The 22,916-nt window shown below is 38.3% G+C and carries 20 protein-coding genes; 9 read left to right on the top strand and 11 right to left on the bottom strand.

The features are described 5' to 3' along the window. Positions 1–95 precede the first annotated feature (95 nt). Positions 96–686 (bottom strand): Crp/Fnr family transcriptional regulator, encoded by a 591-nt coding sequence (locus IPP32_05280; GenBank protein MBL0047496.1) that lies wholly within the window; start codon positions 684–686, stop codon positions 96–98. 275 nt (positions 687–961) lie between these two features. Between IPP32_05280 and IPP32_05275 the strand changes: the two genes are divergently transcribed. From IPP32_05275 to IPP32_05240, 8 genes are all read left to right on the top strand, one after another. Next, positions 962–1,444: a cytochrome c gene (locus tag IPP32_05275; protein MBL0047495.1), complete on the top strand. Its 483-nt coding sequence runs from the start codon at positions 962–964 to the stop codon at positions 1,442–1,444. A gap of 23 nt (positions 1,445–1,467) precedes the next feature. Further along, on the top strand, positions 1,468–3,462 hold the full coding sequence (gene nosZ, locus IPP32_05270) for a Sec-dependent nitrous-oxide reductase (protein ID MBL0047494.1): 1,995 nt from the start codon (positions 1,468–1,470) through the stop codon (positions 3,460–3,462). A gap of 116 nt (positions 3,463–3,578) precedes the next feature. After that, entirely contained in the window at positions 3,579–4,166 is a 588-nt protein-coding gene (locus IPP32_05265) for a hypothetical protein (protein MBL0047493.1), read from the top strand. A 215-nt stretch (positions 4,167–4,381) separates the two neighbouring features. After that, positions 4,382–4,813, top strand: a complete 432-nt coding sequence (locus IPP32_05260; GenBank protein ID MBL0047492.1) for a nitrous oxide reductase accessory protein NosL — start codon at positions 4,382–4,384, stop codon at positions 4,811–4,813. A 6-nt stretch (positions 4,814–4,819) separates the two neighbouring features. Continuing rightward, positions 4,820–6,067 (top strand): nitrous oxide reductase family maturation protein NosD, encoded by a 1,248-nt coding sequence (locus IPP32_05255; GenBank protein MBL0047491.1) that lies wholly within the window; start codon positions 4,820–4,822, stop codon positions 6,065–6,067. Next, positions 6,064–6,777 carry an ABC transporter ATP-binding protein gene (locus tag IPP32_05250; GenBank protein ID MBL0047490.1) on the top strand — a complete coding sequence of 238 codons (714 nt, stop codon included), beginning with the start codon at positions 6,064–6,066 and terminating at the stop codon, positions 6,775–6,777. The genes IPP32_05255 and IPP32_05250 overlap by 4 nt, the downstream gene beginning before the upstream one ends. After that, positions 6,774–7,541, top strand: coding sequence for an ABC transporter permease subunit (locus IPP32_05245; GenBank protein MBL0047489.1), 768 nt, complete (start codon positions 6,774–6,776; stop codon positions 7,539–7,541). The genes IPP32_05250 and IPP32_05245 overlap by 4 nt, the downstream gene beginning before the upstream one ends. Positions 7,542–7,559: 18 nt before the next feature. Continuing rightward, positions 7,560–7,946, top strand: coding sequence for a group III truncated hemoglobin (locus IPP32_05240; protein ID MBL0047488.1), 387 nt, complete (start codon positions 7,560–7,562; stop codon positions 7,944–7,946). Between the two features lie 285 nt (positions 7,947–8,231). Here IPP32_05240 and IPP32_05235 read toward each other — a convergent pair whose 3' ends face one another. Beyond that, the gene (locus tag IPP32_05235) at positions 8,232–8,804 is read right to left on the bottom strand and encodes a fasciclin domain-containing protein (GenBank protein MBL0047487.1); all 573 of its coding nucleotides are present in this window, start codon (positions 8,802–8,804) and stop codon (positions 8,232–8,234) included. Between the two features lie 250 nt (positions 8,805–9,054). Between IPP32_05235 and IPP32_05230 the strand changes: the two genes are divergently transcribed. Next, positions 9,055–12,141, top strand: coding sequence for a DUF2723 domain-containing protein (locus tag IPP32_05230; protein ID MBL0047486.1), 3,087 nt, complete (start codon positions 9,055–9,057; stop codon positions 12,139–12,141). Between the two features lie 305 nt (positions 12,142–12,446). On the opposite strand, the gene IPP32_05225 is transcribed toward IPP32_05230, so the two are convergent. From IPP32_05225 to IPP32_05185, 9 genes are all read right to left on the bottom strand, one after another. Continuing rightward, complete coding sequence (locus IPP32_05225; protein ID MBL0047485.1) at positions 12,447–12,857, bottom strand: GxxExxY protein; 411 nt, start codon at positions 12,855–12,857, stop codon at positions 12,447–12,449. Between the two features lie 214 nt (positions 12,858–13,071). Beyond that, positions 13,072–13,902, bottom strand: coding sequence for a glutamate racemase (gene murI / locus IPP32_05220; GenBank protein ID MBL0047484.1), 831 nt, complete (start codon positions 13,900–13,902; stop codon positions 13,072–13,074). A 789-nt stretch (positions 13,903–14,691) separates the two neighbouring features. Beyond that, the gene (locus tag IPP32_05215; protein ID MBL0047483.1) at positions 14,692–15,270 is read right to left on the bottom strand and encodes an OmpH family outer membrane protein; all 579 of its coding nucleotides are present in this window, start codon (positions 15,268–15,270) and stop codon (positions 14,692–14,694) included. Between the two features lie 29 nt (positions 15,271–15,299). Beyond that, complete coding sequence (locus IPP32_05210) at positions 15,300–15,896, bottom strand: OmpH family outer membrane protein (protein ID MBL0047482.1); 597 nt, start codon at positions 15,894–15,896, stop codon at positions 15,300–15,302. Between the two features lie 46 nt (positions 15,897–15,942). Continuing rightward, positions 15,943–18,468: an outer membrane protein assembly factor BamA gene (gene bamA / locus IPP32_05205; GenBank protein ID MBL0047481.1), complete on the bottom strand. Its 2,526-nt coding sequence runs from the start codon at positions 18,466–18,468 to the stop codon at positions 15,943–15,945. 8 nt (positions 18,469–18,476) lie between these two features. Continuing rightward, the gene (locus tag IPP32_05200; GenBank protein MBL0047480.1) at positions 18,477–19,223 is read right to left on the bottom strand and encodes an isoprenyl transferase; all 747 of its coding nucleotides are present in this window, start codon (positions 19,221–19,223) and stop codon (positions 18,477–18,479) included. A gap of 57 nt (positions 19,224–19,280) precedes the next feature. Then, a complete protein-coding gene (locus IPP32_05195) occupies positions 19,281–20,114 on the bottom strand; it encodes a hypothetical protein (GenBank protein MBL0047479.1) in 834 nt (277 codons plus the stop codon). 235 nt (positions 20,115–20,349) lie between these two features. Next, entirely contained in the window at positions 20,350–21,609 is a 1,260-nt protein-coding gene (locus IPP32_05190) for an HlyC/CorC family transporter (protein MBL0047478.1), read from the bottom strand. A gap of 70 nt (positions 21,610–21,679) precedes the next feature. Beyond that, positions 21,680–22,630, bottom strand: a complete 951-nt coding sequence (locus IPP32_05185; GenBank protein MBL0047477.1) for an alpha/beta fold hydrolase — start codon at positions 22,628–22,630, stop codon at positions 21,680–21,682. Between the last annotated feature and the right edge of the window lie 286 nt (positions 22,631–22,916).

Raw genomic sequence — 22,916 nt, 5'->3', positions numbered from 1 at the left:
TGCAAAATAGCTCAGAAAATAGCAAAAGTGCTTATGACTCAAATCATAATCAACTTGGAATTACAGCAGTACGTTAAAGCTAAAAGAATATGTTCTTAGACATACACCTTACCATGTTCAATACTCACAGCATGACATTTATCGAGTTTCTTAATTTCACGAATCACTGTTTCAACGCGAAGTCCGGTCATATTAGCTATTTGTTGCCGCGTAAGTTTTACCTCCATTTTATGCTTTGAACATTCGCATTCCTTTTTTAAATGATTGAGGAGGGTTGCAATACGAGCCTGTGGATTTTCGGATGCTATTGTTTTAAGAATTAAGAATTTGTAACGCAAGCGCTGCGCAAGTAGGCGAGAAAATTTAAAATGCAAATCCGGACATTCATCCAGCAGTTGCAAAAAATAAGCTTTAGGTAAACGAATAATTACTGAATCTTTTTCGGCTATACAGGAAGCTGCATAAGGTCCATCATCAAACAATGGCAGTTCGCCAAAACTTTCGCCGGGTTCAATAATATTTTGAATAAATTCCTTGCCTGCGTCATTAATGTTAATCCACTTTACCCTTCCACTTACCAGCTGATAATAATAAACACATGACCCTCCTTCTTCAAATATCACTTCCTCCCTGGCTACTTTTTTGTAAGTGGCTCCGGTAGCTAATAAAAGATCAATATCTATCATATGCAAAAGGGGTTTATGATTCAACGAAGTTAATAGTAACTGCTTTTTCAAAAGATGATTTTTAACAAGTAAGGATATGATTAAAATCACTTTTAGACTTTGACACTCCTCCTAATCCTTTGCAAAGGCAATAATCGCAACAATTAGAGCAAGTAGGAAAATGGCTGCTCTGTTTTCATGGAGCAGGAATATAAAAATGTTATGACTGTACGCATAAGCGAGCAGGAAGCAGCTTCCTAGTTTTGCTGCAACAAAAACAAATAATACTTATCTCTATGAAAAAAATAACAGTACTTGGAATGCTTGCATTTTTTGTAATTGCCTGCGGAAATCAAGAAACACCATCAAGCAATAACGGGCCTATATCCAATGCCCCTGAAAATTCAACTACCGAAAACGGAAACCCATCCTATGATCCCAACCGCGGAGAGGGAAAATTTAGTGATGTAAAATTGGATGCCGCACTAAATGAAGCATTGGCAACTTCAGGCAATAAAATTTTTGATGTAAAATGTTCCTCATGTCATAAGCTTACTGATGAAAAATTAGTAGGTCCAGGCTGGAAAGGAGTTACTACGCGCAATTCTCCGGCTTGGATTCTGAATTTTATTACCAATACCGATGCGATGTTAAATAAAGATCCTAAAGCGCAAGCCCAATTGGAAATTTGCTTAGTACGCATGCCCAACCAAAGTTTGAGCGACGACGAAGCGCTCAGCTTATTAGAGTATATGCGTAAAAACGATGGAATAAAATAAATAAGATTCATAAAACACAACACATGAAAACAAAAAAAATAATTTTTACTTCACTTATTGCAAGCATGGTTGCAATGGGATGGACAGGATGCAAACCCAAAAATGTTGGAAACGCAGTGAGTTCTGATGCCTCATCAAAGGCTTATGTTGCACCGGGAAAATACGATGAATTTTACAACTTTGTAAGTGGTGGATTTAGCGGACAAATGAGCGTATATGGATTGCCATCTGGTCGCTTGTTAAGAGTAATTCCTGTTTTTTCAGTTGACCCGGAAAAAGGTTGGGGCTATTCAGAAGAAACGAAACCCATGTTGAATACCTCCCATGGTATAGTGCCTTGGGATGATTTACACCATACTCAATTAAGTAAAACAAGTGGTGAAATTGATGGGCGTTGGTGCTTTGCAAATGCCAATAATACACCACGCGTTGCACGAATAGATTTAACCACTTTCCGCACCGCAGAAATTATTGAGTTACCCAATAGCGGCGGAAATCACTCTTCTCCTTTTATTACAGAAAATACCGAGTACGTTGTTGCCGGAACCCGTTTTAGCGTTCCGCCGGATGATGCGAATGGAGATGTGCCTATTAATACTTACAAGCAAAACTTTAAAGGAACACTTAGTTTTATTAGCGTTGGCAAGGAGGATGGAAATATGGACATTGCATTTCAAATTCAATGCCCAGGTGTTAATTTCGATTTGAGTCGTGCCGGTAAAGGCGTTTCACATGGTTGGTTTTTCTTTTCTTGCTACAATACCGAACAAGCAAATTCGCTCTTAGAAGTAAACGCTTCACAAAGAGACAAAGACTTTATTATGGCAGTGAATTGGAAAAAAGCCGAAGAATATTTAAAGGCCGGCAAAGGGCGTAAACAAGCTGTGAAATATGCACACAACAGCTATAGCGATTTTACACATAGTGCCACTTCGGAAATTAAAACTGAAGTAATTGTTTTGGATTCTAAAGAGTTGAAAGATCTTTGCTACTTTATTCCTTGCCCTAAATCTCCGCATGGATGCGATGTAGATCCAACCGGACAATACATTGTGGGAAGTGGAAAGTTGGCTGCGTTAATTCCAGTGTTTAGTTACGATAAAATAATAGCCGCAATTGCCGCGAAAGAATTCACGGGTGATTACGATGGAATTCCGGTAATTAAATATGAAAGTGCGCTTTATGGCGAGGTTAAAAAACCAGGTTTAGGGCCGCTTCATACCGAATTTGATGGCAAAGGAAATGCTTATACTTCCTTCTTTGTTTCATCGGAAGTTGTTAAATGGAATATTAAAGATTTGAAGGTATTGGATAGGGTTCCAACCTATTATTCCGTTGGCCACTTGTGTATCCCCGGCGGAGATAGCAAAACACCAAATGCTAAATACTTAATTGCTTACGACAAAATTACCAAAGATCGTTACTTACCTACCGGTCCTGAATTATCACAAAGTGCGCAATTGTATGATATTAGCGGAGACAAAATGCAATTGATTTTGGATTTCCCCACTATTGGTGAACCACACTATGCTCAAGCTTGTGCAGCGGATATTATAAAAAATAAATCTCGAAAAATTTTCAAAATTGAAGAGAACAAACATGCTTATAGGAGCATGGGTGAAAAAGAGGCAAAAGTTATTCGTGAAGGAAACAAAGTGCATGTTTACATGACGGCAATTCGTTCGCATTTTACTCCTGATAATATTGAAGGTGTTCGCATGGGCGACGAAGTATATTTTCATGTTACCAACCTGGAACAAGATTGGGATGTGCCGCATGGATTTGCTGTAAAGGGTGCTATCAATGGCGAGTTACTGATTATGCCGGGAGAAACTCAAACCTTGAAATGGATACCCGAGCGCGTTGGAATTTCACCCATGTATTGCACGGATTTTTGTAGTGCGCTACATCAAGAAATGCAAGGTTATGTGCGCGTTTCGCCTGCAGGAAGCAATGTGCCATTAACTTTTAGTACCGGAAAAAATCAACCTGCTGCGGCAGCCGGTGAAACAAAATAATTAACCTGGAAAGGTGAGTTCTGCTTGGAAAAAAAATTGCAATCATTTTTTTGTTTTTGTGTTAAGTTTTGATTGAAATTTTAAGCAGTTCTCACTTTTCCTATTTAAGATTACCTGTGAAAAAAGATACGTTGAATTGGATGATGCGGGCCTTACTTGGCTTGTGTGGGATTGCCTTAATTGCTGTACTTTTCGTGCCCATGTGGCGAATTGATTTGGATGCGCCACAATATCCCGAAGGCCTCAACCTGTTGATTTATGCCAATAAATTGGGAGGCAACGTAGATATCATTAATGGCTTAAACCATTACATTGGCATGAAAACATTGCATACTGAAGATTTTATTGAATTTACACTACTACCCTACCTCATTCTTTTTTTTAGTCTTAGCCTTTGGGTCGTGGCTGCAATAGGTAAAAGGAAATGGATGAATGTAGTGTTTGTTTTATTCGTATCGTTCGGAATTATAGCTATGGCTGATTTCTGGAAATGGGAATACAACTATGGACATAACCTCAACCCGGAAGCTGCCATTGTCGTTCCGGGCATGTCTTATCAACCACCCTTAATTGGATTCAAACAACTCTTAAATTTTGGCGCTTATTCTGTACCTGATGTTGGAGGATGGATATTTGTAGGGGTTGGATTGTTACTTTTACTACTTGTATTTTTGGGTTGGAGGCAAGCTAAAAAATTAAACTAATTTGTTCCGATAGGTTAGCTGTGTGGAAAAAACATCGAGCCCACAAAAAAACACAAAGAGCACATGAATATTTATTGAATATATATCATTTGTGAACTGCGTGAAACCTTTTTGCACTTAGTTTTAAAATTTAATTTTTAAGAACAATTCAAGTTCTAATTTCCTTTAAGCCTGGTAAGTTTATTTTTATCATAAGCATAGTAACAAACAAATAAATGTCACGATTTAGCAGTATTCTTGGACTTTTTTTCATTCTTCTTTTTGCGGCATGCAGTAATTTGCCTGAGCCTATTCGTGTTGGCAAAGACAATTGTTCCTTTTGCAAAATGACTATTAGCGATGTGCGATTTGGTGTTGAACTAGTAACACAAAAAGGAAAGGTGATTAAATACGATGAAATTCATTGTATGCTTGAAGCCTTAAATTCGGGCGAAATGCAAATGGAGATGATTCGTGAAATTTACTTTACCGACTTCTGCGGAAAGCATCTGCTAATACCATCCAAAAATGCATTTTTGCTTTCAAGTGATGCGCTAAAAAGTCCAATGGGTGGAAATATCGCCGTTTTTTCATCCAACGACAGTTTACTAATTACCCTTCAAAAAGTGAAAGGCAAACAAGTGCTTTGGGAAGACATTTTCCACTAAGTAGCCATGAGAACATACCTGCGTTTCGTTGTCGCTTTATTTATTTATTCCACTTGCTTGCATAAAGCAGAAGGGCACCAATTACAGGTTGGAACAAATTTGGCGTACAAAAGTATTCACAATGCTATTAGTGCCGCTAAAACAGGTGATTCCGTAATTGTACATGCAGGAGTTTATCATGAAAAAAATATTATAATCAATAAATCCATTTCAGTAATCGGAATTAATTATCCTATTCTCGATGGAGATTATCACAGCGAAATTGTTTCAATAAAAGCAAATCATGTATTAGTTAGAGGCTTTAAAATTCAGCATACCGGCAATGGAACCTTAGATGATCCGGCAGGAATAAAAATTTACGACAGCAAATATGTTACCATTAGCGACAACAATTTAGAGGATACCTTTTTCGGCATTTACGTGCAATATGGCACAAGTTGTATCATCAAAAACAATCAATTAAAATCTTCCGGCATTGAAGAACAAGAAATTGGTAACGGTATTCATTGTTGGAAAAGCGACAGCATACAAATTATCGGAAATTCAGTTAGCGGGCATCGTGATGGAATTTATTTTGAGTTTGTAACCAATTCCTTAATCTGGCTCAATGTATCCAAACAGAATTTGCGTTATGGCTTACACTTTATGTTTTCGAATAACGACAGTTACATCGGAAATATATTTAAAAATAACGGTGCAGGCGTAGCGGTAATGTTTACCAATCACGTAAAAATGTTTAACAATGTGTTTGAAGAAAATTGGGGCGATGCAGCCTATGGCCTCTTGCTGAAAGAAATTTCCGACAGTTATATTAACGGAAATACTTTTTCGAAAAACACTGTGGGAATTTTAATGGAAGGTACCAGTAGAATTGAAGCCCAAAAGAACAACTTTGAGCACAACGGCTGGGCCATGAAAATTCAGGCAAGCTGCATGGATATTGCCTTTACCAAAAATAATTTTATTGCCAATACCTTTGATGTGGCCACCAATGGCTCTTTAGTTTTAAATACGTTTAATGGTAATTATTGGGATAAATACGAAGGCTATGATTTAAATAAAGATAAGGTTGGAGACATTCCCTATCGCCCTATTAGTATGTTTTCTATGATTATTGAAAACAACCCTCCGGCCATGATGTTGTTTAGAAGTATTATGGTTTCAATTCTTGACAAAACTGAAAAAATTTTACCTTCGCTTACCCCTGAAAATTTAAAAGACAATACCCCATTAATGAAAGCACTGCGCTTATGATTATTGCCACCAATTTAACAAAAAAGTTTGGAAAACTTACCGCGCTCGACCAGGTAAACATCAGCTTTAATAAAGGTGAGTGTGTTGCCTTTTTAGGTCCAAACGGTAGTGGTAAAACTACTTTTATTAAGTGCATCTTAGGCATGGTAGTACCTAGTTCCGGAACCATTTTATTCAATAGCAAGAATATTGATAAAGATTGTGCCTACCGCAAATACATCGGTTACATGCCACAAATCGGAAACTACCCTGAAAACATGACGATCGGGCAAATCATCAGTATGATGAAAGACATTCGACAGGCCTACAACGCAGAATTAGATGAAGAGTTAATCGAACGATTTGAATTAGGTAAAATAATGGACAAGCGCATGCGCACCCTTTCTGGAGGAACGAGACAAAAAGTTAGTGCCTGCTTAGCCTTTTTATTTAACGCACCCGTCTTAATATTAGATGAACCAACTGCAGGGCTAGATCCCCTCTCATCAGAAATTTTAAAGAAAAAAATTATCAGCGAAAAAGAAAAAGGGAAATTAATAATTATCACTTCTCATGTGCTTAGTGAACTGGATGATTTAGTAACACAAGTTGCCTATATGGTGGAAGGAAAATTAAAAGTACACAAGCAACTCGAAACCTTGAAATCAGAAACCGGAGAACGCAAATTGTCAAAAGCAATTGCTAGCCTTATGCTACAAAATCAATTATGAATAAAATAATAAAATATGCTATTGTAGATATACTACGAAGTAAGCTGGTATTGTTTTACACACTCTTTTTGTTTTTAATTTCAATGGGCGTTTTTGAGCTCGACGACAATGTTTCGAAAGGACTTCTAAGTCTTCTTAATCTGATTTTATTTATTGTTCCATTGGTTTCGATCATCTTTACCACTATTTACCTTTACAACAGCAACGAATTTATTGAGCTCTTGGTGAGCCAACCCATAAAACGCAGAACCATCTGGCTGAGCTTGTTTCTTGGAATTAGCGGTTCACTTATTTTTTCTTTTTTGGTTGGAGCCGGAATTCCCATTTTAGTTTACAACCAAAATCCTACTGGCTACACGATGGTGCTTGCGGGATGCTTGCTTACTGTAGGATTTGTGAGTATGGCATTTTTAGCTGCTGTGCTTACTCGAGATAAAGCAAAAGGAATTGGCATTGCAATATTCTTGTGGCTTTATTTTGCGGTATTGTTTGATGGACTTGTGCTCTTTCTACTTTTTCAATTTGCCGATTATCCGCTTGAAAAAGCCATGGTGATTGTAAGTTCAATTAACCCTATAGATTTGAGTAGGATTTTAATTTTATTGCAGATGGACATCTCTGCATTGATGGGCTATACCGGCGCTGTTTTTAAAGTTTTTTTTGGCACTCCCATAGGCTTGCTAGTTGCATTTTTGTTATTGACTTTATGGTCAATAATTCCTTTTGTTATCTCTCTAAAAAAATTTCGACACAAGGATTTATAACAGTTTAAAAAATATAAAATGAAAAAGGACATTGAAAACCGTGATGATATAGTACTCTTGGTGAATCGATTTTATGAAAAGGTAAAGGCTGATGAATTAATAAGCTACCTATTTAGCGAAGTTATTCCCGTAAATTGGGAAAAGCATTTACCCACCATGTATAATTTCTGGGAGAATATTTTATTCTTTACCGGTGCATATACAGGTCAACCCATGAGTTTGCACCAACATTTGCATCATATATCCTCGCTGAAATTAGAGCATTTTGAACGCTGGAATAAACTCTTTGACGATTCGGTGGATGAATTATTTGAGGGGCATCAAGCAACTACTGCAAAAGCCAAAGCGCACAGTATTTCTACTGTGATGCAAATAAAAATTTTAAATGTTCACAATCCCATCTAGAGATTTGCTTCATAAAAACTGAATGTTATTCGGGTATATACTTAGTCAATAAATTCCTTTGGCCGATTTGACTTTGCGAAATAGTATACCTGTGAACGCTTTAATGGAACTGCAAATTCAATAAAACTATTCCTGTGCAGTCATGCTGAGCTTTCCCGAAGCAGTTCACAGAGAAGGAAAATGCTCAATTACTTGTTAAGTACTTAAACGGATTGACATTATTTCAAAAAATAAAAAAGGCCAGAATGAAATTTCAATCTGACCCTTTTTGAAATCAACCAAAAATTAGTTCTTAGGAGGCAGAAGTACCTCGTCAATTACGTGAATTACACCATTACTCGCTTTTATTGAAGCTACAATTGTTGCCTTACCATTAATCATCACCTTTCCATCTTTCACAGAAAGCGAAATATTTCCACCATTAACTTGTCCGATTACCTGCCCGTCAGTAAATTGATCCACATTGTAAACTGCTACACTCACATGGTATTGTAAAATATCTTGGAGTGCTTCCTTGGACTCTGGTTTTAACAAACCTTCCACCGTACCTGCTGGTAATTTATCGAAAGCCGCGTTAACCGGTGCAAACACGGTAAATGGTCCCGCATTACTTAAAACATCTACAAGCTCAGCAGCTTTTACAGCAGTAACCAATGTGGTATGATCCTTACTTCCTACGGCAATTTGCACCACATTTTTTTGAGAAACATCGTCCTGAACTCCGGATTGTCCTGTTAGTGGTGCTGCAGATTCAGCTGTCGTTTCGCTTGATGCAACGGGTGTTTCAGTTCCGGAATTGCAAGCCACAAACAAAGCTAACGTGCAACATCCAACAATAAGTTTAGATTTAGTTTTCATAGAATTTCAGATTGAGATGAGTTTTAAATTATGCTCCGAAAGTAACGCCAAGTGCATTTTTCGCTTATGATTGCAATCATAATAATAGCATAATTTAAACATGATTTTCCGCATGTTTTTCGGACTTGCTCCTTTTTCTTTAACCTCCATCACCTTTCATAAAATTCCCTAAAAAGCAAGCCCTATTTACCGACCTGCAATTATTTTCCTAAATTCGCCTGTTCATGTAAAAAAAATTTAGCATTCACTTATGAAGAATTATCAAAAATTAAATAATGTTGTTGGCTGGGCAACCTTTCTGGTAGCGGCTTTCGTATATTTGAGCACCATGGAACCCACCGCCAGTTTTTGGGACTGCGGGGAGTACATCGCTACCTCTTTTAAATTAGAAGTGGGTCACCCTCCCGGTGCGCCGTTATTTAACCTTTTAGGAAGATTTTTCACTTTGTTTGCCAGCGATATCAGCGGCAAAGCAATGATGGTGAACAGTATGTCGGCTTTAGCCAGTGCCTTTACTATTTTATTTTTGTTTTGGAGCATTACCGCTTTCGCGAAGAAGATTGCCTTACGCAGCGGCGAAATGACACAAGGCAAATTGATTGCCATTATGGGAAGCGGTTTAGTGGGTGCTTTAGCCTATACTTTTTCTGATTCCTTTTGGTTTTCGGCTGTAGAAGGTGAGGTTTATGCTTCTTCTTCTTTCTTTACTGCTATTGTGTTTTGGGCCATTTTAAAATGGGAAAGTGTTGCCGATGAGCCTCATTCCGAGCGTTGGATTGTATTGATTGCCTATTTAATGGGTTTAAGTATTGGTGTCCATTTGTTGAACTTGCTTGCCATTCCTGCCATTACCTTCGTGTACTATTATAAAAAATTCACTCCATCCCGCAAGGGTTTTATCCTTACCGGGATTCTTTCGGTGATCATTTTAGTTATTATTCAAAACGGTATTGTTCCTAAAGTAGTAAGCTTTTCGGCTAAAACCGAATTGCTCTTTGTGAACACCTTTGGGATGCCATTTAACAGTGGAACCATTTTCTTTTTTGCGGTGTTGATTGGTGGAATTATTTGGGGCTTAAACTACACCAGTAAAAAGAACAAACCCGTTGCCAATACAGTTATTCTTTGCTTTAGTGTGATATTAATCGGATACTCTTCCTTCTTCACTTTGATTATCCGCTCACAAGCAAATACTCCAATGGATGAAAACAATCCTGAAAACGCCGTAACCTTGCTTGCTTACCTCAACCGCGAGCAATACGGCGATTGGCCAATTGGCTACGGACAATATTTTAATGCACCACTTGATCCTGCGAATCCTTACAGCGATGGAAATCCGGTGTATACCAAAGATGAAGCTAAAGGAGAATATATAATTACAGACGACCGTAAAAGTTCTGTTCCCAACTACGACCCTGCATTTTGCACTGTTTTTCCGCGTATGTGGAGCAGTCAAAGCAATCACGTTTCGGGCTATAAAGACTGGACCGATTTTAAAGGTACTCCTGTACGTACCACCAACAACCGCGGGGAACCTGAAACGATTATGAAGCCTACTTTTGGTGAAAACATGAAGTACTTCTTTAACTACCAAATTGGGCACATGTTTGTGCGCTATTTCATGTGGAATTTTAGTGGCCGTCAAAACGATGTTCAAGGGCATGGCAGCATTTTAAAAGGAAACTGGATGAGTGGTATTCCGTTTATCGACAATGGCCGTATTGGCTCACAAACCAAGGTTTCGGAGTCTTTCAAAAATAATAAAGCACGCAATACGTTTTACATGTTACCCTTTTTATTAGGTGCCATAGGTTTGATTTTTCACATCCGCAAAGACACGCAAGATGCGCTGATTGTTGGGCTTTTATTTTTCTTTACCGGATTGGCTATTGTGATTTATTTGAATCAATCGCCTTACCAGCCGCGTGAACGGGATTATGCCTATGTGGGCGCATTTTATGCCTTTGCCATTTGGATTGGATTAGGGGCTTATGCGATATTTGATTTCTTAAGTAAAAAGATTTCGCCTCAAGGTGCTGCGGTTGCTGCTACAGCGCTTGGTTTACTAGCTGCACCGGTATTGATGGCAAAGGATGGTTGGAACGATCACAGCCGTGCGCACCGTTATACTGCACGCGATTTTGCTTTCAATTATTTGAACTCTTGTGCACCCAATGCTATCTTATTTACCAACGGCGATAACGATACTTTCCCTTTGTGGTATGCACAAGAAGTGGAAGGAATGCGTACGGATGTGCGTGTGGTGAACTTAAGTCTGGCACAAACCGATTGGTATATTGATCAGATGCGCCGTAAAGCTTACGACTCAGAACCTGTACCCTTAACACTTACTGCCAACCAAGTAAGACAAGGAACACGTGATTATGTGCCCATCTACAAAAATCCAAACATGGGCATTGATACCGGAAAATATTACAACATACAAGATTTGATAAAATTCGTGGCGAGCGAAAACCCGGACGATAAAGTGGAAATGCAATCGGGACAATTGTTTAGTTATTTGCCCACCAATAAAGTTTTTATTCCGGTTGATTCGGCACAAGTGGTAAACGATGGTACAGTTCCCAAAGAGCTTGCTGCCAACGTTTCTAAAGGAATTACCTGGAACATTAAAAAGAATTATATCCTTAAAAACGACTTGGTAATTTTTGATATTCTCGCTTCCAATAACTGGAAACGCCCTATTTATTTTGCAGTAACGGTTGGGGACGATGCTTACATGAACTTGGAGCCTTATTTTCAATTGGAAGGCTTGGCTTATCGCCTGATACCGGCTCGTTTTCCGCAACCTATGGATGGACAATCGGGTCGTGTAAATACCGACTTGATGTACAAAAATGTGATGGAAAAATTTGTGTGGGGTGGGATGGATAAAAGTGACATTTACATGGATGAAAACAACATCCGCATGACCATGAACTTACGCAACAATTTTGCTCGTTTGGCGGATCAGTTGATGGCAGAAGGCAAGAAAGATAAGGCTATTAAAGCTTTGGATAAATGCATGGAAGTGATGCCTGAAAAAATTATTGCCTATAACTTTTTTATGATGCCTGTAGCTGAAGCTTACTACAAAGCAGGAGAATTCGAAAAAGGAAATAAATTGGTGAAACGTTTAGCCGAAATTTATAAAGGTGACTTGGAATATTATTTCTCTTTGCGTCCGGCTTTATCTGCTACCATCGATACCGAAAAACAACAAGCTATGAGTGTTATTTCTCGCTTGATGATGATGAGTAAAAACTACAAACAAGATGCCTTATCTAAGGAGCTTGAGAAGGACTTTACTAAATTACAAAGTCAGTACGGTAGTTAATTCGAATAGATCTATTAAAAAGAAAGGCGGCTTCAAAAGAGTCGCCTTTTTTTATGTGAGTATTTTTTGAAACACATAGGAACATAGGAACATAGGATTGGGCTATGTGGCTATGTGCCTATGTGTTTTTTTTAGAGTTTTTTTTTAAACACATAGGAACATAGGGACATAGGGTTTATAAAGTGATGGGCTATGTGCCTATGTGCCTATGTGTTTTTTTTAGAGTTTTTTTTTGAGTTTTTTTTTGAAACACATAGGAACATAGGGACATAGGGTTTATAGAGGGATGTGTTTTAGTCACATTTTTAGTGTGGAGGGAGGGTTCTAAAATGAGCGTTTACAAGTGTCTTTTGGCCCTCTTTAAATATATTTACGCAATTAAAATTAACGAGTAGGCCTTTGGGCTTTTCTAACAATTTCATATAGGTTAATAATTGAGCTTCATGAATTGGTGCCATGGCTTCCGCTGCTTTTATTTCAACTACAAGGACATCCTCTACCAAAAAATCACATCGCAAATCCGCACTCAGTTCGATTCCTCTATAATTAATTGGAATTGCTAGTTCGGAAGTAAATTCTAACCTTCTGGATCTTAATTCATGCTTTAAACATTTGTGATAAACGCTTTCAAGTAAACCTGGACCAAGTTCTTTGTGCACCTCCATAGCTGCTCCTAAAACAGTGTATGTAAGTTCATCTAATTGTTGTTTTGTCATTTGATTTCATTTTTTTACAAAACTAGTGTGCTGTCCATAAATATCCTTTTCGTTTTTGGATGATATTAGGGTGATTTTTTTTTGAAACACATAGGAACATAGCGCACATAGGAATCAAAATGGTTGGGCTATGTGTCTATGTGCCTATGTGTTTTTTTTTGAGTTTTTTTTGAAACACATAGGAGCATAGAGCACATAGCCATATAGGGTTGGGCTATGTGCCTATGTGTTTTGATTTTACTTCATTTCCAAAAAATACACTGGCTGCGGCATCAAAATTTTCGGGGGCATCGGTGGTGTAGAATTCGCGGCTGGAGCCTTTGCTGCACAGGATTTCCATTTCGGGATGGCGCTGCAAATAGTCGGCTAATCCATCGGCTACAATTTCGCCTTGAGAGAGTAATGTTATGGAGGCGGGCAAATGTTGTTTTATTTTATTAATGAGTAGTGGATAATGTGTACAGCCTAAAATGATAGTATCAATTTGATTATCCTTTGCCAAAATGCTTCTTATGTGTTTTTCAATAAAATAATCTGCGCCAGCACTTTCAAATTCATTGTTCTCGACAAGTGGGACCCACATGGGGCAAGCTTCCTGGCTAACTGCCAACTGAGGAAAGAATTTTTCAATTTCGATTGGATAGGAATTTGATGTAACCGTACCACTTGTTCCCAATACTCCCACATGGCCGGTTTTGCTGTAGTTTCCAACAATCTCGGTAGTAGGCCGAATCACGCCAAGCACGCGCTTTTCGCTACCTAAGCCTGCTAAGTCCTTTTGTTGTATAGTGCGCAAAGCCTTTGCTGATGCTGTGTTGCACGCAAGTATAACCAGTTTACAATTGAGTTCAAATAATTTTTTTACACATTGTAAAGTGTATTCATACACTGTTTCAAAGGAACGGGTGCCATAAGGTGCACGTGCGTTATCACCCAAATACAGATAATCGTATTGCGGGAGTTGACGCACAATCTCTTTCAAAACGGTAAGTCCACCGTAGCCAGAATCGAATACTCCAATGGGGTTTTTAGTGTTTGTTTTCAATCCGGTGAAGATAAAAAATAAACTTGGTGAAATTAAAATTGAGGTTTTTTGTGTTGCTCATAATCTTGTATTTCATTTTTGTAAGCGTCTTATTATGGTGTTTTTCTCACTTCTTGCTTGATCAAAAAGTAAGCAAAAAATCAAGGCTGATGAGCAATTGACTAAAATTTAAATTCATTTTTACTCATATTGTGTTAATTTTTTAAGGTATTCGTGATTCGGCTTCGCCTTAATTATCACGCAACCCAAGCGCTCGATTTTGTTCAGTAATTGGGAAATATTTTTGTTACTCGCTCGAGGGTTGCTTACACGGGCCCGCGCTAAAAAATGAATTCAAATTTCTTAACGCCAATTTCTCATAGGCCGGTCTTTTTCGGTTTTTTATTGATGATTTTTTTGGCGATTGGTTATTAATTGAATTTCATTTTTGTGAGCGTCTTTTCATGGTGTTTCCTCACTTTTTGCTTGATCAAAAAGTAAGCAAAAAATCAAGGCTGATGAGCAATTGGCTAAAATTTAAATTAATTTTATCGCGCAACCCAAGCGCTTGATTTTGTTCAGTAATTGGGAAATATTTTTGTTACTCGCTCGAGGGTTGCTTACACGGGCCAGCGCTAAAAAATGAATTCAAATTTCTTAACGCCAATTTCTCATAGGCCGGTCTTTTTCGGTTTTTTATTGATATTGTTCCTTTAATTTTTTATAAGGCATTATTTCTCAATTGGGTGAAATAAAAAAATCCTTCCGATGAAGCGGAAGGATTTTAAGTTTATTAAAGTTGGTAAGGAACTATTTTCCTGATTTTTTTTCTGGAGTTTTTGTTTCCTCTTTTTTATCTGTTGCCGGTGATGAAGCACCGTCGCTTAGGTTCAATTTTTTCTTAACTAATGCCAAGATATCATCTGCAGGATCACTGTATAAAAGTACACCGGCACTGCTGTCGATGCAATTTTTATAACCGTTCTCTTTGGCTACTTCTTCAATTGCTTTTTTAGCAGTAGCAATCATAGGCTCCAACAAATCATTTTGTTTCTTTTGAAGACTTTCTTGTGCGGTTTGTTGAAAGGCTTTAATGCGGTCTTCCAAATCACCAATTTCTTTTTGTTTATCGGCTTTAATTGGTTCGGTCATCATGGATTCCTTTGCTTGATAATCCGCAATTTTTGAATCGTATTCATTGCTCATGGTTTTTAATTGGCCATCCAATTGTTTTGCATATTCCTGAATATCAGCTTCTGCTTTTTTGCGCTCAGGTAATAGCAACAATAAATCATTCAAATTAATGTGCGCTACTTTTTGTGCACTTACTGTACTTGCTGTTGCTACAATTAATAAAAAAACAGCTGCTAATTTTACAATTTTCTTCATTCTTTTGTTAGGTTTAGTTAATGGTTTACTTACTTTTTATCGGTTGCCGGGGTAGAGGGTTTAGGAGCGGGTGCTTTTACCGGCTTTTTAGCTGCATCAGCTGCTTTATATCCCTTTTTCAAACCCATTGCATCCAATACATCATCGCTTTTATCGTATTTAGGATTTGCATACAACATGCTTAAATCGCTCGATTTGTCGAAAATAACTGCATAAGTTCCCTTTTCGGCAATTGCTTTTACGGCGTTGTATATTTTATCTTGGATGGGTTTAACCAATTCTTGGCGCTTTTTAAACAAATCGCCATCCACTCCAAAATGCTGTTTTTGCAAATCCTTTGCTTCCTTTTCTTTGGCTACAATTTCGTTTTCACGCTTCTTTTTCATTTCATCTGTAAGCAATACTTCTTCTGCCTGAAATGCTTTGTAAAGCTTGTCAATTTCGGCATACTTGGCTTCTACTTCTTTTTGCCATTGTATGGATAAATTGTCTATTTGAGTTTGTGCGGATTTATATTCGGGCGTATTGGCCAAAATATAATCACTGTCGATGTACGCGTATTTCTGTGCTTTGCTAAATTGCGCAGTTGCCAATAAAAGGCCTACTGCTAGAATTACTTTTTTCATTTGTTTAAAATTTTAAAAGTGTGCGAAAATACTAAATTAACTGATATTATAAGTCTCCCAGGTTCGCACCAATGGTGAAGTTAAATCGCCCTTTTCCACCGCCTGTATCGCTGCGACCGGGAATATCATCGAAGCCCCAGCCATAATCTAATCCAAGCAATCCAAACATCGGCAAAAAGATACGAACCCCAGCTCCTGCCTGACGTTTGACTTCAAAGGGTTTAAACTGTTTAATGCTCCCCCAGGAATTTCCGGCTTCGGCAAATACCAGACCATAAATAGTGGCACTCGGGTTTAGTGAAACGGGATACCTTAATTCCATAGTATACTTGGCAATTGCACTGGCTCCGGTGGAAGGCGAAACTGCCCCGTCATCGTATCCGCGCAAAGCAATGATTTCTCGACCATCGAATTGCGAAAATCCACTTAATCCGCTACCTCCTAAATAAAAACGCTCAAAAGGAGAAGTACCGATTTTACTGTTAAACATGCCTAAGAAACCGAATCCTGCTTTGGTGTTAAGCACCAATTTTTGATCCTTATCCAAAGGGGTAAACCAAGATGCTGTAAATTTCCATTTATGGTACTCGATAAAACGATAACGCTCTTGCTCACTGGCAGTAGCATAATCAATTTCGTTTCCATCCTTATCTTTTTTTCGCATCAAGGAATAAGGAGGTGTAATTTGTAAGGAAGCGGTAAGTTGTGAGCCTTTGCGGGGATAAATAGGCGCATCAATTGAATTACGTGATAAATTTGCTCTATAACTTAAATTATTAAAGAACCCGTTTGCCACCGAAAAAACACCAATGTTATAATTGTTTAACACATAGTATTGATAATTGATTTCGTTATAAAAAGTAAAATAATCATCCGGTACTTGCAAACGCTTTCCTAAACCCATGCTGAGGTTGTAAATATTGAGCGACCTGCGTTCCGGATCGCTGCGCTTAAGTGCGTTCGACAAAACAGAATAATAGGCAGAAACACTGAATGAGTTTGGCTTTTTACCTCCTAACCAAGGCTCCACAAAAGAGAGGTTGTAGCTTTGGTACTGCAATCCATTTGATTGCGCACGAATACTAAGGGTTTGACCATCGCCGGCAGGCAAAGGTCGCCAAGTATTTTTCTTTAAAAAATTGCGGGTCGAAAAGTTATTGAAAGAAACACCGAGCGTTCCTACAACCGTTTTATTTCCCCAACCTCCCGAAAGCTCAATTTGATCGCTTGGCTTTTCTTCAACTACATACTCTATATCAACAGTCCCATCTACCGGATTGGGCTTAGGGTTAACACCCAATTTTTCAGCATCAAAATAGCTCAATTGCGCCAACTCCCGTTGTGAACGGATAATATCGGCACGACTAAATAATTGTCCCGGTTTGGTGCGAATTTCACGCATAATTACGCGGTCGTTTGTTTTGGTATTTCCGATAACTGTTACTTTGTTGATAGTGGCCTGCTTCCCTTCATAAATGCGCATCTCGAAATCGATGGAATCATTTTCTACTAATATTTCAATTGGGGTAACAGAGAAGAATAAATAACCATCATCCATATACAAGGAGGAAACATCTCTCCCTTCCTGATTCATTTGTAAACGCTGATCGAGCAGTGATTGATCAAACACATCGCCACGTTTAATGCCCAGGATAGAACTTAATTCCTTAGTGGTATGCTTTGAATTTCCAATCCATGTAATATTGCGGAAATAGTATTTTTTCCCTTCCTCTATTTTGATTTTGATATCGAGTCGATTTTTGGAATGCTTGTAAACAGTATCTTCAATAATTTTTGCATCTCTAAATCCTTCACTGTTGTACTTATCAATCACGTGCGCTTTGTCCTTTTCATACGTTTCGGCAATGTATTTTGAAGTATTGTAAAATGTATACCATTTTTTGCGCTTTGTATCCTTCATGGCTTTGCGCAATTTTCGGGAAATGATGGAAGTATTTCCTTCAAAAATAATGTCGTGAATTTTTACCTTTTTTCCTTTGCGAACATTGATGTAGAGTATAACACTGTTGGCTTGTGTGGTATCATTTTTTTGTTCAACAGTAACGGTAGTATTCAAGAACCCTTTATCGATAAAATATTCCTTCACTTTGTTACGGGTGGTAACGATAAGGTTTTCGTTTACAATTTTTCCTTTAATTAATTTAATTTTTTCGCGGATATCGTCCGCATCCGATTTTTTTAATCCGCTAAATGAAAACCTAGCCAATCGTGGAAGTTCCGTTACATCAATCGTAAGAAATACGGTTCCATTTTGAATTTTATCGATAGAGACAGAAATATCTGAAAACAGGTTTTGATCCCATAAATTTTTGATGGCTTTGGTAATTTTTTCGCCCGGCACTTCAATTTTATCACCAATTACCAGTCCCGAAAGGTTGATTAGGACATTGTTATCGAGAAACTGTGTGCCATTTACAGTTACTCCACCTAATTCGTAACTGCGCGAAAGGCTTGGATTAAACACATCGTCTGTATTTCCTATACTTTGTTGGGCGTTTGCTACAAATGAAAACAGGGTTAAAAAAGTAAAAAGGAGGAATTTATGAAACATAGAATTGCTTACTGTATAGAAATTTGTTCACTGGTTTTGCCAAATCTGCGTTCGCGGTTTTGGTAATCAAGAATTGCATCAACCAGGTCTTGCTTGCGGAAATCGGGCCATAGCTTATCGGTAAAATAAAACTCAGCATAAGCAATCTGCCAAAGCAAAAAATTACTAATCCGATGCTCGCCGCTGGTGCGGATTAATAATTCGGGGTCAGGAATATTTAGGGTGCAAAGCATCGATTCAATAAGGCTTTCATTTACATCAGTAGCGCTTAGTTCATGCTTTTCGATTTTACTTGCAATTTGTTTGAGGGCATTGGTTATTTCCCACTTTGAGCTATAACTTAACGCCAATACTAGAGTCATACGGGTGTTTTTGGAAGTAACTTCAATAGCTTCCATTAGTTCGTTATAGCAATCGCCGGGTAAGCTTTTTAAATCACCAATTGCCTGTAGGCGGATGTTGTTTTTGGTTAGCGTAGCTGTTTCCTTGCTGATGGTGCTAATTAAAAGCGACATCAATGCATCCACTTCATTTTGAGGACGGTTCCAGTTTTCGGTACTGAAAGCATAAAGTGTTAAAAACTTAATCCCAATTTCAGCTGCTCCTTCCACCGTATCTTTTACTGCAACCACACCATTTTGATGTCCAAAAACCCGCTCTTCTCCCTGCTTTTTAGCCCATCGGCCATTGCCATCCATAATTACGGCAATGTGTTGCGGCAGTTTATCTTTTACTAATTTATCCAGGTTATTCATTTTTACTCAATTCACACGTAGTGTGACGTTTTAAAAGTGCGCGAAGTTACAATAATATCAATAAAGATAAGCAGGACATTCAGGTGGCTTTTTTCGCAGGTAATAGGTGATCATAATTCCTGAAAAAGAGTACCAATCTTTGTTCTGAGAATTCCCACGTTGCCGGAAATTATTATTGATGTCTTGATTTAAGCCGGGATCCGAATACAGCACAGCAATTGGCCCTTTTGCGATTCCTAAGGCAGTTTGATCAGGATAAGTGCCGCCTACATCATCCAAATAATCCGTAAAGGTGCGGCGCAAGCCTACTTCCATCGAAAATGCAAAATTATCGCCCAGGTTAGCTTTTAAACCCAATCCAAAAGGAAAGGAAAGCTGGGTACGCATATAATTCCGTTTACCCGGTATAACTCCTTGACCTTCTGTTGATAATGGTCTCAATTCACGCCAAGTGCCGTCTTGATTGCCTTTGGGATTAAAGTAAAAACCGGAAAGTCCACAAAAAATATAGGGAGTCCAAGGTAGTTCGGGGTTTCCGAGTTCATAAGGCAAAAAATTGAACTCAAATTGTCCGGACACTTCCAGCAAAATGGATTTAAAATTTAAGTTACGATTTTTTTGAAAGGCATTGTTGGCTTGTGCATCGTCGCCCTTAATGCTTCCGTAGAGCAATGAACTTTTAAAAGCATACCTGCGGTTCAGTGCTTTACGAAAAACCAATCCCCCGGCAGGGCGCATTAATTTACTAAATTGATTATAGGGATTTAACTCGCCCGCATAGCCCGATGCGCCAAGCATAATACCTAATTCTTTCGTCTTTACATCCTTTGGCTGTGCAAACGCGTGAAAACAGGTAAAAAGCAATAAAAAACTTGCGGCTATTCTTTTCATTTCAGATTAACACAAAGTAAGCAGAATTATTGCTAATTCTAAAACTTTTTGATTTCGAGCAAAATTAGGATAATGTGAAAGATGCAGGGGTGGTTGTTATAGAATTAACAACTATTAACGCTGATGGGCAATGGTGGTTTGCGGTAGATTGGCAAGATGCCAAGGGATAGCTGACACGCGCTGGAAGCGAGTGACAGTTTTTGTGGAAGCAAGCGAAGTTTAAGCATTAATGGAACTAATCATCTATAACCTTTAATTTGACTTGCTCGACCATACGGCCATTTACGGCAAGGATTACGAAATTAAAGCCTTCCATGCTTATTTCTTCGTTTAGTTCGGGGATGCTTTCGTGCTGGTTAAGAATTAGTCCGCCAAGGGTTTCATAATCTTCACTTTCGGGCAAATGCAACTTGTATTCTTTGTTGAGGTAATCGATTTCGAGGCGTGCCGAAAATATGTACTCTGATTCGCTGATTACTTTTTCGACGGATTCTTCTTTGTCGTGCTCGTCTTCAATCTCCCCAAAAATTTCTTCCATGATATCTTCAATGGTAAGCATTCCTGAAGTCCCACCAAATTCATCGACCACTACTGCCATGCTTTTGCGCTGTTTTATGAGCTGTGATAAAATTACATTGGCTGTCATGGATTCGGGGGCAATGATTACAGGAAGCAAAACAGCGCGGATACTTTCCGGTTTCTTAAATAATTCATACGAATGCACATAACCAATTAAATGGTCGATGCTTGTATCGTAGATTAAAATTTTGGAGAGGTGCGTTTCCACAAATTTTTGACGCAAGGTTTCAATCGATTCGTTGACATCAAGTGCCACAATTTCGGTACGCGGAACCATGCATTCGCGCACTTTTACCGCCGAAAAATCGAGTGCATTCTGAAAAATTTGTATTTCATGATCCAGCTCCTCGTTTTCTTCATTGCTGGAGGTAACCTGACGCACATAATTATCTAAGTCGACGCGACCAAAAACAAAGGTATCATTGTCTAGCTTGACTTTAAATAACTTCTTCAACAAAAATTCCGATAAACCAATCGAAAGCAGCACAACCGGATAAAGTATCCAATAAATCACCAGAAATGGGATGGCAAATAAATTTAAGGTACGGTTAGGATTAATACGAAATAAGGCTTTGGGCAGAAACTCTGCTGTGAGCAGCACGATAGCAGTAGAAATAATAGTTTGCACAATAAGCAAACCAGCATGAGAAGTTAAATAGGGATGTATTACCGGTTCTAGAATCATGGCCATGTATAATCCATAAATCACCAGCGAAATATTATTTCCTACCAGGCAGGTTGCAATAAATTGAGCAGGCTTTTTTAAAAAAAAGGAAAGTGCGCGAGCCGGCAAATAGTTTTGTTTATTCTCTAATTCTATACGTAATTTATTGGACGTGAGGAAGGCTATTTCCATTCCTGAAAAAAAGGCGCAACATAAAAGAGAAATGAGAATAATTATCCACTCAGAGGACATAGAAAATGCTTAAAACGCTTCCAAAATTAACAAAAGAAATAAGATTGGAACCCTAGAATGATTTCACCATTTAGTTCCGCAAAAAAGCGCGCAACAATTTAAAATAGGCATCTGGCTCTTCCACTTGTGGATTATGCCCTGAATGTTCGAACATTACAAATTTAGCTTGGGGGCAATATTTTTTGTATTGTACTGCAAAAATTGGCACCGAAACTCTGTCGTATCTTCCGGCAGCCACAAAGACCGGCATTTTCAAGTCTCTTAATTTTGTACGTACATCAAAATTTCCAACATCCCCACCAATAATAAAATCACCATCATCGCCAACCATTTGGTAGTATAATTTGGTGTTCAGCTGATTGGGGTAATCGGGATCCAAACTGGTTCGAAATTTTTCGGGATTATACGCGTATAAGAAACCATAGGGCACTTCGCTATATATTTTTTGATGTTCTTTACTACTGGAATGTGCGCCATTGGCTCTCACTTTCATAAGACGTTCCCACACTTCGGGATAATTTTCCTTTATTTCATGGTTGCTGTTATTGTCGTTTTCTTGCCACATTTCACCACTAAAAAAACCATTAGCAATAATTAAATGTTTGAGGCGATCCGGAAAATCCACGGCATATTGTTGTGCCACAATGCTTCCATAAGAATGACCAAGAATATTAATTTTATCGTAATGCAAAGCGATGCGTAAGCCTTCGATATCGCTTACATCGCGCGCTAAGCTGTATTCACTTACCACTTTAGCTGTATCCGATTTACCTCGGCCAAAATTATCGATATATACCAATGTTGCCGAATCTTGCATGGGATCAAAATTATGCATCCCTGAATGTGCGCCACCCGGACCACCGCTGATAATAAAAAGCGGGTCCCCTTTTCCCAACAATTCAACCCATAAATTGGAACCATTTATTTTATAGAATTTTCCTTCGGGATGTTTAAAAGCCTGACTAAAAGCTTGGTGGGAAAGTAATAAGCCAATGAATAAATAAAGTATTCGATTTCTCATGAATTGCATTAAAATTGAGGTTAATTTTTGCTTAGCCGACTAAGTTAATAATTCTGCTAAAACAGCGTGTAATGATTCTTGTACGATTCTGAATCTTTAGATGATTAACACTTTTGTAGCATCAGAGAATTGAGGGTTTGGCAAGATGCCATTGAATAGCTAACACTCGCTGGAAGCGAGCGACTGAGTGAACTCGCTGGAAGCGAGCGATGGAGATTGAGTTGGGAAGATGCTTTGGAGTTGGGTAAATTGGCAAGATGCCTGAGGATAGCTGACACTCGCTGGA

This window comes from Bacteroidota bacterium (assembly GCA_016721765.1).
GTDB lineage: Bacteria > Bacteroidota > Bacteroidia > UBA4408 > UBA4408 > UBA4408.
Note: the sequence above shows the minus strand (reverse complement) of the source record. Positions and strands in the feature narration are given on the sequence as shown.

What these genes read in the sequence shown, in the direction of transcription:
- IPP32_05190 (MBL0047478.1), bottom strand. Translation starts at nt 21,609, where the DNA reads ATGTCCTCTGAGTGGATAATTATTCTCATTTCTCTTTTATGTTGCGCC.
- IPP32_05230 (MBL0047486.1), top strand. Translation starts at nt 9,055, where the DNA reads ATGAAGAATTATCAAAAATTAAATAATGTTGTTGGCTGGGCAACCTTT.
- IPP32_05245 (MBL0047489.1), top strand. Translation starts at nt 6,774, where the DNA reads ATGAATAAAATAATAAAATATGCTATTGTAGATATACTACGAAGTAAG.
- IPP32_05280 (MBL0047496.1), bottom strand. Translation starts at nt 686, where the DNA reads ATGATAGATATTGATCTTTTATTAGCTACCGGAGCCACTTACAAAAAA.
- IPP32_05250 (MBL0047490.1), top strand. Translation starts at nt 6,064, where the DNA reads ATGATTATTGCCACCAATTTAACAAAAAAGTTTGGAAAACTTACCGCG.
- IPP32_05215 (MBL0047483.1), bottom strand. Translation starts at nt 15,270, where the DNA reads ATGAAGAAAATTGTAAAATTAGCAGCTGTTTTTTTATTAATTGTAGCA.
- IPP32_05195 (MBL0047479.1), bottom strand. Translation starts at nt 20,114, where the DNA reads ATGAAAAGAATAGCCGCAAGTTTTTTATTGCTTTTTACCTGTTTTCAC.
- IPP32_05260 (MBL0047492.1), top strand. Translation starts at nt 4,382, where the DNA reads ATGTCACGATTTAGCAGTATTCTTGGACTTTTTTTCATTCTTCTTTTT.
- IPP32_05200 (MBL0047480.1), bottom strand. Translation starts at nt 19,223, where the DNA reads ATGAATAACCTGGATAAATTAGTAAAAGATAAACTGCCGCAACACATT.
- IPP32_05240 (MBL0047488.1), top strand. Translation starts at nt 7,560, where the DNA reads ATGAAAAAGGACATTGAAAACCGTGATGATATAGTACTCTTGGTGAAT.
- IPP32_05210 (MBL0047482.1), bottom strand. Translation starts at nt 15,896, where the DNA reads ATGAAAAAAGTAATTCTAGCAGTAGGCCTTTTATTGGCAACTGCGCAA.
- IPP32_05225 (MBL0047485.1), bottom strand. Translation starts at nt 12,857, where the DNA reads ATGACAAAACAACAATTAGATGAACTTACATACACTGTTTTAGGAGCA.
- nosZ (MBL0047494.1), top strand. Translation starts at nt 1,468, where the DNA reads ATGAAAACAAAAAAAATAATTTTTACTTCACTTATTGCAAGCATGGTT.
- IPP32_05235 (MBL0047487.1), bottom strand. Translation starts at nt 8,804, where the DNA reads ATGAAAACTAAATCTAAACTTATTGTTGGATGTTGCACGTTAGCTTTG.
- IPP32_05275 (MBL0047495.1), top strand. Translation starts at nt 962, where the DNA reads ATGAAAAAAATAACAGTACTTGGAATGCTTGCATTTTTTGTAATTGCC.
- IPP32_05185 (MBL0047477.1), bottom strand. Translation starts at nt 22,630, where the DNA reads ATGAGAAATCGAATACTTTATTTATTCATTGGCTTATTACTTTCCCAC.
- bamA (MBL0047481.1), bottom strand. Translation starts at nt 18,468, where the DNA reads ATGTTTCATAAATTCCTCCTTTTTACTTTTTTAACCCTGTTTTCATTT.
- IPP32_05255 (MBL0047491.1), top strand. Translation starts at nt 4,820, where the DNA reads ATGAGAACATACCTGCGTTTCGTTGTCGCTTTATTTATTTATTCCACT.